The organism is Lacipirellula limnantheis, assembly GCF_007746075.1.
GTDB lineage: Bacteria > Planctomycetota > Planctomycetia > Pirellulales > Lacipirellulaceae > Lacipirellula > Lacipirellula limnantheis.
Map to the genome: position 1 here is coordinate 240,496 of NZ_CP036339.1, position 13,977 is coordinate 254,472.

Here is a 13,977-nt window from a genome sequence, read left to right on the forward strand (position 1 = left end):
GTTCTCCGCGGTAAGTGTGTTTCCTAGTAGTTGTGAAAAGAAATACTTCGAAGCCGTCGGTTGGGCTAGATAGTTAGCAACGCCGTTCAATACATATTGATATAGACCGCCCCTCGCGAGACTGCCGGCCGTCGCCGAGCGTGACCGCGGGGAGGTCCCCCACCTGCAAGCGGAGGAACTGCCGTGGCGATCCCATCGCAAGAAGAGATCTTTGACAAGGTTCGCGAAGCCCTAGTCGATGCGCTAGGCGTCGACGAGGACGAAGTGACGCCCACCGCGACGCTGCGCGGCGACCTCGACGCCGAGTCGATCGATTTTCTCGACATCGTGTTCCGACTCGAGAAGGCGTTCGACATCAAGATCGAGCGCGGCGAACTGATTCCCATGGACGTTCTTGAAGACGCATCGTACGTCAGCGACGGCAAGGTGAACGCCGCGGGCATCTCGAAGCTCAAGGAGCGGATGCCGTTTGCCGATCTGAGCGGGTTCGAGGCCGACCCGAACGTCCAGAACCTCGGCAACCAGCTGACGGTGCAAGACATGTGCAACTTTGTGGAATACAAGTTGAAGAAGGCGTAGGGAGTTGCGAGCGGCGAGTTGCGATTAGCGAGCGAAGACTTCGGCTCGCCCTCTCCAACTCGCGACTCGAAACTCGCAACTCGGAGCTTCCAATGCGCTGGTTCTGGATTGATCGATTCACTGAGTTCGTTAGCGGCTCGCACGCGACGGCGGTCAAAGGCGTGTCGTTGGCGGAGGATCATCTCCACGACCATTTCTTGGGCTATCCGATCATGCCGAACTCGCTCTGCTGCGAGGGAATGGCCCAAGCGGGCGGGCTGCTGATCAGCGAACATTACGGCTTTGGCGAGTTGGTCGTCCTGGCAAAGCTGTCGAAAGCAAAGTTCACTGGCCGCGTGCGACCAGGCGAGACGCTGACGTACAAAGTGACGGCCGACTGGATCCGCAACGACAGCGCCCAGGTCAGCGGCGTGGCGACGGTCGGGGATCGGCCGCATGGCGAGGTGCAGATCCTGTTCGCGCGAATGGGCGAGGAGATGGCGCAGCAGATGGGCGCCCGACTGTTTCGGCCGACGGATTTGCGGCACTGGCTAAATCTGGTTGGCGTGTTCGAGGTCGGCGTGAAGCAGGATGGGACGCGGCTGAAGCGGGAAGATTATCCGCTTGATGAGGTGGCGGTGACGTGAGTTCTGAACTCACCCTTCTGGTTCCCTCCCCTTGAGAGGGAGGGTTAGGGAGGGGTGAAAGCAGCGTGCACCAGAGTTCCACCCCCCTCCCCAGCCCTCCCCTCCTGGGGGAGGGAGCCGGAGACCTTGATCGCGGGGGAGCGTCTCGGGCGGTGAACGGATCCGCCTGCCGCTGCTTCGGGTCGAATCTCACGGCGTTGACGCCTACAATCTTTGGTGGCAGCGCCCGCGGGGATACGCCCCGCGGCTCGCTTTGAGCGCTGAATCGTTTTGATCGATTGGCCCCTTCCCCGTTTGTGGATTCTTGCCATGCGTCGTCGCGTCGTGGTCACCGGCATTGGTTGCGTCACTCCTTCGGGAAACAACCCGGAGAAGCTGTGGGAGAATCTGCTGGCCGGGCGCAGCGGCGTCGGCAAGACGACGCTGTTCGACGCCAGCAACTTTCCGACGAAGATCTCGGCCCAGGTCAAGGATTGGTCGATCGCTGAAGAGGGCGAGGACGCCGCCGCTTGGGCGCCGCGCAGTCGGCATACGCAGTTCGCGGCCGGAGCGGCGAAGCAGGCGGTCCGCGACTCGGGCGTGCTGCAGGGGATCGAACCGACGCGGTTTGGCGTCTACCTTGGCGCGGGCGAGGGGCAGCAAGATTTCTTCCGCTTCGCGCGGATGATGACCGCCGCCACGGCGGCTGACGGCGAGTTCTCGCTGAAGAAGTTCGTCGAAACAGCGCTGAAAGAGCTCGATCCGGTCGCCGAACTCGAACAAGAGCCCAACATGCCGGTCGGCTATCTCGCCGGGATGTTCAACGCCCAAGGACCGAACGCCAATTGCCTCACCGCATGCGCGGCGAGCAGTCAGGCCATCGGCGAGGCGACGGAGATCATCCGGCGCGGGGAGGCTGACGTGATGCTCTCCGGCGGCGCCCACAGCATGATTCATCCCTTCGGGATCACTGGGTTCAATTTGCTGACCGCGCTCAGCGAGAATAACGAACAGCCGGAGCGGGCATCGCGGCCGTTCGATCTGAACCGGGACGGCTTTGTGCTGGGCGAAGGCGCGGCGATGGTGGTCCTCGAAGAATACGAGCGGGCAAAGGCCCGCGGCGCGCAGATCTACGGCGAAATCGCCGGCTACGGCACCACCGCCGATGCGTATCGCATCACGGATCAGCACCCCGACGGACGGGGCGCGACGGCGTGCATGACGATGGCGCTGAAGGACGCGCAGCTCAATCCGGAGGACATCGGCTACATCAACGCCCACGGCACGAGCACCGCGGTGAATGACAAGGTCGAGACCCACTCGATTCGCCGGGCCTTTGGCGAGCAGGCGTACAAGATTCCGGTGAGCAGCACCAAGAGCATGACGGGACACCTGGTCGCCGCGGCGGGCGCGACGGAGTTGATCATCTCGTTGCTGACGCTGCGGCGCGGGGTGATGGCGCCGACGATCAACTACGAGACGCCCGATCCGAATTGCGATCTCGATTACGTGCCGAATGCGGCCCGCGAGAAGAAGTGCACGGCGGTGCTGTCGAACAGCTTCGGGTTCGGCGGGCAGAACATCACGCTGATCGCGACGGCGGTTTAGTTCGAGAATCTCTAGCCCCGGGCTCCGCCCGGGGGTGGGCGTGGAGTAGGGACGACGTCCCACTGAATGGTACGCGACCCCCGGGCGGAGCCCGGGGCTAGAACGCCGCGGCAATAGTCGGACCGCCAGGCGTGCATTCAGACCTTTGACGCTGCACAACCTGGTGACCGCATGACCGCACGCGAACTTGAACCGACGACCAAGCGCGGCGTCGCGACGCGGAGTCGGGGGAAGCTGCTGGCGCTGGCGGCTGCGACGGTCGTCGTTCTCTATCTTTGCTATTTGATGGTGACGCCGTTCATCCCGCCGATTGTGTGGGCGGTGACGGCGGCGGTGGTGACGCATCGGTTCAGCCGGTGGGTGGGGAGCCGCGTCAAGACCCCCGACAGGAAGGCGAGCATCTGCGTCGGCGTTGTCGCGGTCGTCGTGTTGCTGCCGGCCGTGCTCGTGATCGTCGTGGGCGCGCAGCAGGTGGCGATCGCGGTACAGGAGTGGGATTCGATTACGGCCACCGTGGCGGAGTGGGTCAAGAATCATCCCCGGCTCAATGAAGTCTGGAAGGACGTCGATCTGGCGGCCGAGGCTCCGGGGCTCGTGGAGCGCTTGCGGCCTGGCGCCGTCGCCATAGCGTCGACGCCGTTGTATCTGTTGATGCAGACGCTGCTGACGCTGTTCGTGCTTTACTTTCTCTATCGCGACGAGGACCAAGCGATCGAATCGATCCGTAGCGTGTTGCCGCTGAGCGAGCGCGAGACCGATCGCTTGTTCCAGCGCGTTGACGACACGATCAACGCCACGATCTTCGGCACGGTGACCGTCGCCATGGTGCAAGGGATCATGGGCGGAATCATGTTCGGCTTTCTCGGCATCCAGGGAGCGACGCTGTGGGCGCTGATCATGGGCCTACTGGCGATCATTCCCTACCTGGGGACGTTTGTCGTCTGGGGGCCGACGGCGGCCATTCTCGCCCTGCAAGGCGAGTGGGGGAAGGCTGCGATTCTCGTTGCGTGGGGCGCGATTGCCATCGGGCTGATCGATAACTTGCTCTACCCGTATCTCGTCGGACAGCGTTTGCGGCAGCACACGGTCGTCTCGTTCGTCGCCATTCTGGGAGGCGTCGCGACGTTTGGGGCCACCGGCATCGTGTTGGGGCCGGTCGTGGTGACGCTCATGTTCTTCCTGCTCGACTTGTGGCGGAGACGCACGGAGCATGGAGCGTCGGCGGAACGGGCTTGAGCGTCGCGGTAACGATTAGCCGGACCGCCACGCGGTCCGGGCTGGCGGGGCGATTGAGGATTGATGCGCTGGAGCGTTTAAAGTCGCTTGGCGGGTTCTGCCCGGAGGGCGTGGCCCTCCGGCTAGCTGGAATTGTTCGCGGTCTGCGCATGAGAGCTGTCTGCGCATGAGATTGTCGGCGCATAAAAACAGCCGCCTGCGCGCTTCCTTGCGCGCTGGCGGCTGCTGGCGAGCTTCCGTGCTCGCGTTGTCTGGCAAGTTGCGGCTCGCATTAACCCCGGTCATTGACCGGGGGCTAAGGGGCGGGCGTCGTCGCCTTGTTCGCTCAGTTCGGGCCGATGGTCGGCGGATGGGCCATCAGGAAGTCGCGCGGGCCGCGGGTGGTGTAGTAGGGATACGCCACTTGAGCGCTCGGCGGTCCTTGGTTGAAGGCGGGGTACTCAGGATAGCCGCCGCCGTGCGGGCAGAGGCCATTGGCGCCGCAACCGGCAATGCCGCAGCCGCCCGGGCCGCAGCCGCCTGCTCCGCAACCGCCGCCGGCGATCCGTTCCGCCAATCGGCTGCAGGGCCCGCCGTTGCAGCAACCGTCGCAGCCGCCGCAGCGTTCGCCGCAGTCGACGTCGCAGCCGGCGAGCTCGCAGTTGCCGGTGTCCTTGCCGAAGAGTTTGCCAATCGGCCGGCAGGCGTCGCGAGTGATCAGCGGACGCGGCGCGCGGCGGTTGGTGGCGACGTTGCAGCGGTCGCCGCAACCCGTAAGACCAGACTGGGCGCAGCCGCTAGCCAACAGGCATAGCAGCCCCGCCAATGCGATGCATTGTTTCATCGAGAATCCCCCCTGTGAGTCGCGAGCGTCGACCAGCGGTGCGGTCGACCTGTCGGCTGCGCCCCCAATCTGACGCAACCTCCGAGCCGCGGCGTCGCGCGTGGCGTCGCTAGAATCGAACAGCTCGTGCAATAGGTATCGGCGGCATATTCGGCAAAGTTGAAGGAAAGAGAAGGCTTGGGTCCGTTGTCAGTCGTCAGTTGTCAGTTGTCAGTCGTCAGTGGCTGCTGTCGCCGATGCAGTTCCCCTCTCTCTTCAGCAACTGACTACTGACAACGGACAACTGACGCCCGCCCGCAATGCCACGTCACCGGTTTGCGACGGCTAAAACGCCCCCACTTTTATCGTCTTGGTGAACTCGCAGCCGTTTGATACAAACCGCGACCTTTGTTTTTGCCGCGCTGCTATCGCCGCTGGCGCCAATCGCTGGCCGGGGAAGGCCGATGAAGAATTTTGGACGCGTCCTAGCTATCTCGCTGCGGCACCGGATGACGGTGGCGGCGTCGCTCTGCTGCTCGATGGCCGTCGCCGTCTTGTGGGTGGGGAACATCGCGCCCCTCTACTGGGTCGTGGACGTGGTGATGCTCGACAAGAGCCTGCCGCAGTGGATTGCCGAGGGGCAAGACGATCGCCAGCGGCGGATCAACGAGGTAAACGACCAACTCGCCGCACAGCGCACGGCGATCGAGTCGACGCCCGCCGCGGATCAGACCAAGCTCCGCTACAAAATCGCCAACCTCGAAGAGCGTAAGTCGCGCCTCGAACGCGAAGTCGCCTGGAACGAGCCGTTGCAGCGGTTTGCCGATCGCTATCTGCCGACGACGCCGTTCAAGACGCTGCAGGTCGTGTGTCTGTGGGTGATCGTCGGCACGCTGCTGAAAAGTGCGTTTCGCGTCGCCGGGAGCTACTACACCTCGCGATTGGGGAACCTCGTCGCGCTCGAGCTGCGCAAGGAGTTCTATCGCAAGACGCTGCGGCTCGACCTGGGGACGTTTCGCCAGACGACGCCAGGCGACCTGATGAATCGGTTCACCACCGACGTGCAGGTGGCCTCAACGGGCGCCCAGAACGTCTATGGCATGGTGCTGCGCGAGCCGATGAAGGTGATTGGCTGCCTCGCCGTCGCCGCGTGGGTGAGCTGGCAGTTGCTGTTGATCACGCTGATCTCAGCGCCGCTGGCCGGGTACGCGATCAACAAATTGGCGCGGTCGCTTAAACGGGCCAATCGCAAGGCGCTGCAGGAACTCTCCGTCATTTACGAACGGCTGGAAGAAACGTTCGGCGGCATGAAGGTAGTGAAGGCGTTCACGCGCGAGTCGCGCGAGCGGAGCCGGTTCCACCGCAAATCAAAGCAGTATTACGACCGGACGATGCGCATCGCGCTCTACGATTCGCTCGTGGCGCCGACGACCGAGGTCGCCGGGATTTTCATCGTCGTCGCGGCGGCGCTCTGCGGCGGGTACCTCGTGCTGAATCACCAGACCCATTTGTTCGGCATCCGCATTAGCAACGAGCCGTTGACCCACGGATTGATGTCGCTCTTCTTCGGCATGTTGGCCGGGGCGAGCGACCCGGTGCGGCGGCTGACGATGATCTTCAACTCGCTGCAACATGGCGCCGCGGCGTCGGATCACTTGTACGAACTGCTCGATCGCGAGCCCGCGGTCGTCGATCCGGCGGTGCCGCAACGGCTGCCGGCCATGCTCGGGCGGATTGAATTTCGCGACGTCTCGTTCGCGTACGATGCCAGCGAACCGGTGTTGCAGCATGTGAACCTGCGGATCGAGCCAGGCGAGACGTTGGCGATCGTCGGGGCCAACGGCTGCGGCAAGAGCACGCTGATGAACCTGTTGCCGCGGTTCTACGACCCCACGTCCGGCAGCGTGACGCTCAGCGGCATCGACTTGCGCGAGCTGCGGCAGCAGGACCTGCGCGATCGCATCGGGGTCGTCACGCAAGAGACGCTGTTGTTCGACGACACGGTGGCCGAGAACATTCGCTATGGCTCTATTTCGGCGACCCGCGAGCAGATCGTGGCGGCCGCGAAGCAGGCCCACGCCGATCAGTTCGTCAATGAACAGCTTAACCTGGGCTACGAATCGCTCGTCGGCCCCGGCGGCAATCGGCTGAGCGGCGGCCAGCGGCAGCGGATCGCGCTCGCGCGGGCGATCCTGCGGAACCCCGATATTCTCATCCTCGACGAAGCGACCAGCCAAATCGACGTCGAGAGCGAACGGCTGATCCACCAGGTGCTGGAAGAGTTCACCCGCGGCCGGACGACGTTGATGATCACCCACCGCCCGAGCACGCTGCAGTTGGCCAGTCGAATCGTGGTGATGGACGCGGGGCGGATCGTTGATGCAGGGACGTTTCGCGAACTGGCCGGGCGCTGCGAACTATTCCGTCGGCTGGCGCATCTGGAACTACGCGAAGCGGCGGCTTAGTTTGCTTCGGGTGGCATGGTCTCGGCGGTACTCCGACGTGACCATGGTTCCGCTGCTCGCCGTGCAGTGGCGTGGGACGTATGATGGTTTGAGTGGCACGCGCGGCCGCCGGCACGCGGCTAAATTGGCGTTGTGGCGTGGATTGCATCTGCCCGCTGCTGCATGCTCACGCCTGTGAGGCGAGAGCATACCACCCCTGTTTGTCCCCATTCCCCATTCAGCATCCCCATTCATCCTTCAGCATTGCCCCCCATGCCTTCCCACCAACTCCACACGCGACACGAGCGGCGGTTCGATGCGAACCGCTTCGTCTACCCGGTGCTCAGTCGCCGGTCGCGGGGGATTTCGATCGGGGTGAATCTCAATCCGGACAAGATCTGCAACTTCGATTGCATTTACTGTCAGGTCGATCGCACGCGACAGAGCGAGACGCGATTCGTCGAGTTCGACGCCCTGGTCGCCGAGTTGGGCGAGATGCTCGACTTCGTCTCCTCGGGCGAGATCTACGAAACCGCGAAGTTCCACGATACGCCCCCCGAACTGCGGCGGTTGAACGACATAGCCTTCTCGGGCGATGGCGAGCCGACGACCTACAAGAACTTCGACGAGCTAATCGCGTCGTGCGCCGAAGTGAAGCGTTCCCGCGGGCTCGACGACGTGAAGATGGTGCTGATTACCAACGCCAGCATGTTCCATCGACCCCACGTCGAGCGAGGGCTCGCGATTCTCGATGCCAACAATGGCGAGATCTGGGCGAAGCTCGAAGCCGGGACGGCGGAGTACTTCCAGCTGATCGATCGGACGCCGATTGCCTTTCAGCAGATCTTGGACAACATCGCCGCGGCGGCGCGGGTGCGGCCGTTGGTGATCCAGTCGCTCTTCATGCGAGTCGCGGGCGAACCGCCGGCGGCGGCGGAGCTCGACGCTTTCTGTGATCGGCTGAATGAAATCACCGCCGCGGGCGGGCGGCTGAGCTTGGTGCAGATTTATACGGTCGCCCGGCGGCCGGCCGAGAGCTTCGTCTCGCCGCTTACCGACGCCGAGGTCGATGCTATCGTCGCCCTGGTCGAACGTCGCACCGGGCTGCATGCCGCGGCGTTTTACGGCACTTCGGGTTATTAGCGGCGTCGCTTTGCGTTTCCAGCCCCGGGCTCCGCAACATTATGCAAACGCCATCAGATCGTTTCCTCGTCGCAAGTGGTTTCTAGCGGCCTGGATGCAGAGTTTGGCGTTCACCCAGAGGGTGACGCGCGGCAGTCGCCTCACCCAGTTGGGGAGTGGTCCGAGCCCGCCGCCGAAATTGGTGAGTTGAGCGAAGCGTTGCTCGATGTACGTCCGCTGCTTGAAGAGTGCTTGGCCATCGGCGGTCGTCAGCAGTTCGATCGACTGCAAGCGGCCGATGCTGTGGCGGCGGTGGCCCAGCGCTCGTCCCGCGCGACGCTGCGGAGCGATCAACGTCACGCCCGACCGTGCGGCGATCTCGTGCAGCGGGTTGCTGTCGTAGTTGCCGTCGGCCAGGACGCAGCCTCCGCCGACTTGCGGCAAGAGTCGCCGGGCGACCGTCTGTTCGCTCACGTTGAGCGGCTGGATTTCGCACGCCACGAGCGCATCGATCGTCCAGACGGCGTGCAGCTTGTAGCCGCGGGCCGGGCCGCCGACGCCATGCCCGCGCGTGGCGTCGGGATCCTTGCTGAAGCCTCCTACCGGCAACGGCTTACCGTCGAGGAAGCTCACCTCCGGCGGGTGCGGGCCCTGCCAGCAACGCTTCCTCAACCGCTCGATCAGTTCCACGGCCGCCGCCGTGCGGAGACGACGGCTCGCCGTCGATTGGCTCGGCAGCCGCACCTGCCATGACGACGGCCAATTCTCCGGCCGACACGCCCAACTCACCGGTCGATCGTGGATCACCGCCCAGAGATAGACGCCGACGATCCAACTGACCGAATAGACGTGTCCCGAACGATCGCTGCATAACCGCCGAGTCAAACGGTATAGTACGCTCCAGAGTTCGCGTTCCATGGCTCACCTCCTAGAAACGTGTCAGGTCTCTAGGAACAGCCTGGAACGCGGGCCTTTTTACCGCTAGCGACGCGTGCTAGCTATTGCATTATGTTGTCCGCCAGGGGGTAGCCTGCCGCGGGACGAAGCCTACCGAGATGGTGACCGACCCCCCTGGCGGAGCCAGGGGCTGGCATAGCGCCGTTTTCGATCCTGCCTCGGGCGACTATGCTGTGAGGTTTTCCGGCGGCCGTTTTCGCCGTGCTTCCTCAGGATTCGCAAGACGATGAAGATTGCGGTTGTTGGGACTGGTTATGTGGGCCTCGTTACCGGGACCTGTTTCGCCGATAGCGGCAACGAGGTGACTTGCGTCGACATCAATAAGGCGAAGGTCGACGCCCTGAACCGCGGCGAGATCCCGATCTACGAGCCGGGCCTCGCCGAGTTGGTGGAGCACAACGTTCAAGCCAAGCGGCTCACGTTCACCACCGATCTGGCTGCCGCGGTGAAGCCGGCCGACATCGTCTACCTCGCGGTCGGCACGCCGCAGGGGAGCGACGGCGCGGCGAATCTCTCCGCCCTGTGGAGCGTCGTCGAGTCACTCGCGCCTCACCTGCGCACTGACGCGGTCGTGGTGACCAAGAGCACCGTGCCTGTTGGCACTTGTGCGCGGATCACGAGCATGCTCCGCGAGTTCACCGGCCGCGACTGCGACGTGGCGAGCAATCCCGAATTCCTGAAAGAAGGCGCCGCGATCGAGGACTTTATGAAGCCCGATCGCGTGGTGGTGGGCGTTCGTCGGCAGGAAGTGGCCGACATCTTGCATCAACTTTACGAGCCGTTTTTGCGGACCGAGAAGCCGTTCCTCTCGATGTCGCCCGAGAGCGCCGAGATGACCAAGTACGTCGCCAACGCGCTGTTGTCGACGAAGATCAGCTTCATCAACGAGATGGCCAATCTCTGCGAGCGGATGGGGGGCGACATCAACGACGTCCGCCGCGGCATCGGGCACGATAGCCGGATTGGCTTCGCATTTCTTTTCCCCGGCGTCGGCTACGGCGGCAGCTGCTTCCCGAAGGACGTGCGGGCGCTGGAAGCGATGGCGGTGCAGCATGGATTGGAGCCGACGATCCTGCGGGCGGTCGACGCGGTGAACGAACGGCAGAAATCGGTGCTGGCCCAGAAAATCGAGCAGCACTTCCATGGCGACCTCGGCGGCAAGACGATCGCCGTGTGGGGCTTGGCGTTCAAGCCGCGGACCGACGACATTCGCGAGGCCCCGGCGCTGGTGCTGATCGACTGGCTGCTGGAGAAGGGGGCCAAGGTGAAGGTCCACGATCCCGAAGCGATGAAGAACGTCCGGGCCGACTACGGCGACAAGCTGGAATACTGCGACATGCGAATGGACGCCCTCGAAGGGGCCGATGCCCTCTGCATCATGACCGAGTGGAAGGACTACCACTCGCCCGACTTCGCCGAGATGTACCAGCTACTGAAATCGCCGGTAATTTTCGACGGGCGGAACCTGTACGAGCCCGATCGGATGAAGCGGCGGGGGTATAAGTACTTCAGCATTGGGCGGCCAGCGGTTTAGGTTGAGAATGACCGAATGACGAAATCCGAATGACGAATGAGGGGAGCCCTTCAGGCGTTCCGCGCCGCTTCTGGCCGTACGCCGTTCGTCATTCGGGCTTCGTCATTCGTCATTTACCGAGCAGGCCTCTGCGGTTCGTCCCCCGTTCGTTGACACCCCCTGCAGGCGGGTTTAGCCTTGAGAGTAGCCGGGCCAGCAGGGGCAACGCTGGGACGGGCAGAGATTCTCGGGGGAAGATTCTTTTCGCGGCGCGCCGCCATGGGCGGACGGAACTTCTCGCTGCGCTTTCCCCTCGGAACGGGATGAACGAACGACGACGCACCCACGGCATGAACCGCCGGCGGCGCGCGATGAGAAAGGCCACCATGTCAGGATTCTATGGCTCGCCCGCCCGCTCGCTGGCGTTCGGTTCGACGCTACTCGCAGCGGCGGCGCAGATGGCGCCCACGGCAAGCGCGACAGGCGTCCCGATCGATGGCTTCCTGCCGATGGTGGGCATTACGCTGACCGACGAGTTCGTCAACGACATCGACTTCTTCCCGAAGCCGGCGACTTTCGTCGGAGGCGACTACCTCAGCCCTGACGGTTCGCCGCGGTTCGAACTCGCGCTGCTCGACACCGGCGCCGCGGTATCTCTGCTGACAACCGCCGCCGACGCGACGTTCAATATCGATGGGCCCTACTCTGGCCAGCCAGATGGATTCAAAGGAACGGAATTCATTCAGATCGGCGGGGCCACCGGCCTGCTCGAAGCGCGCGTGAGCGACCCCCTCGGTCTGTACGCCGCCGGGCTTCAGGATCGTACCGGAGGCGGCGCATCGCTGGCGATCAACACGAGCAGTTTGTTGGGGCAGACGAACACTTCGGTGGCGACGTTGCCGGTCGAATCGCCGCTGCCGAACATTCTCGGACTCACATTCGCCAGCCAGTACGCCACGCGAATTCGCAACAGCCTGCCGCAGTTGTTCGAGTCGGACGGCAAAACGGTGCGCAGCCCGGCGATCGATTTCCTACCGTTAGGGACGGGCGATTCGTATGGCATCACGCGGAAGGCGCCGATGAGCCTTCTCGGCTCCGCTCCCTCGACGCCGTTTTACCAGCTGAACCTGGGCGGCATCGGGGGGGGTAACCTCGACTTTTACGAAGACCCCTCCTCGCCCACGATTGTGCAAGGGGGTCACTTCCTAAACGTCAACGCTTCGAACGACGGGACCGCGCTCAACTCGCAGCAGTTCTTTTTCGATACGGGAGCCAGCGTCACGGTGCTCTCTGAGCTCACCGCCCTGCAACTCGGCATCGACGTGCAGACCGACGCGCCCGACTTCACACTGGAGATCATCGGCTCGGGCGGCGGCTCGGGCGCCGTGCCGGGATTCTTCATCGATCAGTTCACTGTGCTCGCGACGGGCGGCAGCATCACGCTCTCGAACGTCCCCGTCCTGGTGTTCGACGTCACCAATCCCGCGAGCCCGGGCAATATCGTGCCGGGCATTGTCGGGACGAACGTCTTCGCCGGGCGCGACATCATCATTGATCCTAATCCCTCGCTGGGCGGCGGCGGGGCGAGCGCCGGAGTTTACATCAGCGACGCCGTGACCTCCGAAAAGAATTGGGCGACGACGGCCGCCGCCGCGTCGTGGACGACCGGCGGCAGCTGGAATGGCGGGGCCGCTCCGACGACGCTCGGCGTTGCGAACGTTCGCAACATTGGCAGCGGCAATCAAGAAGCCGTCCTCTCGGCGTCGACGACCGTCTTCGAAGCCAACGTCTCCGGCGCCGCGGGCCGGGCGATGACGGTTCGCGTTCAGAACGGCGTGAAGCTCACGACGTTCACGGGCATCAACATCGAACAGTTCGGCGCGATTCATCTCGACGGCGGAACGCTCGACGCGCAGTACGTCGAGGTGATGGGCGGAACGCTCAGCGGCAGCGGCAGCATCGCCACAGGCAGCGGGCCGATCGACGGGCAGGTCGAGAATCGCGGCGGCGTCGTTGCTCCCGGGAACGGCACGACGACGGGTACGCTCTCCATCCGCGGACGTTTCGCCAACGCTCACGACGGCGCCGTCAACATCGACCTCGGCGGGACGAGCGCCGGCACGCAGTACGATTGCCTGTTAATCGACGGTACGGCGGCGCTTGAGGGAACGCTTAACGTGTCGCTCGTCAATCTCGGCGGCGGGATGTTCGCGCCGACGCTTGGGAACGTCTTTACCATCATCACGGCGGAAACCGTCGGCGGCGAGTTTTCGACTTTAAACCTGCCGACGCTGTCGACTGGCAAGATGTGGTTCGTCGGCTATGGCGACACAAGCGTCGATCTGAAAGTGACGCTACCCGGCGACTTCGACGGCGACGGCAGCGTCGACGCGGACGATCTTGCCGTCTGGAAGAGCGGCTATGGGTCCACCTACAGCGGCGGCGACTTCCTGTCGTGGCAGCGGTACTTCGGACAGAGCATCGGCGGCGCCCTCACCGCCGTCCCCGAGCCTGCCGGCGGCGCGCTGCTCGCGATTGGAATCACGGCGTATGCGCTGCGGCGACGAGGCAATTCACGCCGCTGAGCCGCGCCGCTCACGTCAGGCGTTGAAGTCGCCGCCGGGGCTACTTCAATGGCCGCTCGGTCTTCAGCGTGCTGGTGGCGTGGATCGTGGTGCTCTTGGTGAACCGCGGAGCGATCCAGCCGTTGGTGTTCATCGGCACGTCGATCGTCACCGTGACGCTGGTGTCGGTCGGGCCATTGATGGTTACCTTCGAGTCGCGCGCACCGACGACCTTCAGCATGCTTTCGGCCTTTGACTTCGCTTCGGCGGCGGTGGCGCCGGGGACCATCGCGAAGCGGGCCGCTTCGTAGGCGGCTTGGTCGGCGGTGTGACGAATGATGTTCAGCCGGCCGAACTCAAGGCTCGCGACCACTAAGGTGAAGAAGATCGGCGCCACGATGGCGAACTCGACCGACGTGGCGCCGGCGCGGCGGCGAGTAACGCGTTTCGAGTTGCGAGTTTTGAGCGGGAGCATGGCTAGGCGCTAGTTTGTAAACACTGCTTAGCGTCGAAACTTGTCATTCTGAGCGGAGCGAAGAATCTGGCC

At 63.8% G+C, this 13,977-nt stretch carries 11 protein-coding genes; 8 read left to right on the forward strand and 3 right to left on the reverse strand.

What is annotated here, in order from left to right:
• The first annotated feature begins 183 nt into the window (after positions 1 to 183).
• The 4 genes from I41_RS00935 (at position 184) to I41_RS00950 (ending at position 4,028) form a co-directional block, all read left to right on the forward strand.
• The gene (locus I41_RS00935) at positions 184 to 579 is read left to right on the forward strand and encodes an acyl carrier protein (RefSeq protein WP_145430087.1); all 396 of its coding nucleotides are present in this window, start codon (positions 184 to 186) and stop codon (positions 577 to 579) included.
• Positions 580 to 671: 92 nt separating this feature from the next.
• Positions 672 to 1,205, forward strand: a complete 534-nt coding sequence (locus I41_RS00940; protein ID WP_145430089.1) for a 3-hydroxyacyl-ACP dehydratase FabZ family protein — start codon at positions 672 to 674, stop codon at positions 1,203 to 1,205.
• 309 nt (positions 1,206 to 1,514) lie between these two features.
• Positions 1,515 to 2,792 carry a beta-ketoacyl-[acyl-carrier-protein] synthase family protein gene (locus I41_RS00945; protein WP_145430091.1) on the forward strand — a complete coding sequence of 426 codons (1,278 nt, stop codon included), beginning with the start codon at positions 1,515 to 1,517 and terminating at the stop codon, positions 2,790 to 2,792.
• A gap of 171 nt (positions 2,793 to 2,963) precedes the next feature.
• Positions 2,964 to 4,028 (forward strand): AI-2E family transporter, encoded by a 1,065-nt coding sequence (locus tag I41_RS00950; RefSeq protein ID WP_145430093.1) that lies wholly within the window; start codon positions 2,964 to 2,966, stop codon positions 4,026 to 4,028.
• A gap of 325 nt (positions 4,029 to 4,353) precedes the next feature.
• Here I41_RS00950 and I41_RS00955 read toward each other — a convergent pair whose 3' ends face one another.
• Positions 4,354 to 4,851, reverse strand: a complete 498-nt coding sequence (locus tag I41_RS00955) for a hypothetical protein (protein ID WP_145430095.1) — start codon at positions 4,849 to 4,851, stop codon at positions 4,354 to 4,356.
• 443 nt (positions 4,852 to 5,294) lie between these two features.
• Here I41_RS00955 and I41_RS00960 point away from each other — a divergent pair, with 443 nt between their 5' ends.
• Entirely contained in the window at positions 5,295 to 7,295 is a 2,001-nt protein-coding gene (locus tag I41_RS00960) for an ABC transporter ATP-binding protein (protein ID WP_145430097.1), read from the forward strand.
• 252 nt (positions 7,296 to 7,547) lie between these two features.
• Positions 7,548 to 8,417: a radical SAM protein gene (locus I41_RS00965; protein WP_145430099.1), complete on the forward strand. Its 870-nt coding sequence runs from the start codon at positions 7,548 to 7,550 to the stop codon at positions 8,415 to 8,417.
• Positions 8,418 to 8,456: 39 nt separating this feature from the next.
• Here I41_RS00965 and I41_RS00970 read toward each other — a convergent pair whose 3' ends face one another.
• Positions 8,457 to 9,314: a transposase gene (locus tag I41_RS00970; protein ID WP_145429803.1), complete on the reverse strand. Its 858-nt coding sequence runs from the start codon at positions 9,312 to 9,314 to the stop codon at positions 8,457 to 8,459.
• Positions 9,315 to 9,579: 265 nt separating this feature from the next.
• On the opposite strand from I41_RS00970, the gene I41_RS00975 reads away from it, so the two are divergent.
• Both I41_RS00975 and I41_RS00980 read left to right on the forward strand, forming a co-directional pair.
• The gene (locus I41_RS00975) at positions 9,580 to 10,887 is read left to right on the forward strand and encodes a UDP-glucose dehydrogenase family protein (protein WP_145430101.1); all 1,308 of its coding nucleotides are present in this window, start codon (positions 9,580 to 9,582) and stop codon (positions 10,885 to 10,887) included.
• A gap of 365 nt (positions 10,888 to 11,252) precedes the next feature.
• A complete protein-coding gene (locus I41_RS00980; RefSeq protein WP_168206594.1) occupies positions 11,253 to 13,451 on the forward strand; it encodes an aspartyl protease family protein in 2,199 nt (732 codons plus the stop codon).
• 40 nt (positions 13,452 to 13,491) lie between these two features.
• Here the strand turns inward: I41_RS00980 and I41_RS00985 are convergent, their stop codons facing one another.
• Positions 13,492 to 13,905, reverse strand: a complete 414-nt coding sequence (locus I41_RS00985) for a TadE/TadG family type IV pilus assembly protein (protein ID WP_145430105.1) — start codon at positions 13,903 to 13,905, stop codon at positions 13,492 to 13,494.
• Positions 13,906 to 13,977: the final 72 nt, after the last annotated feature.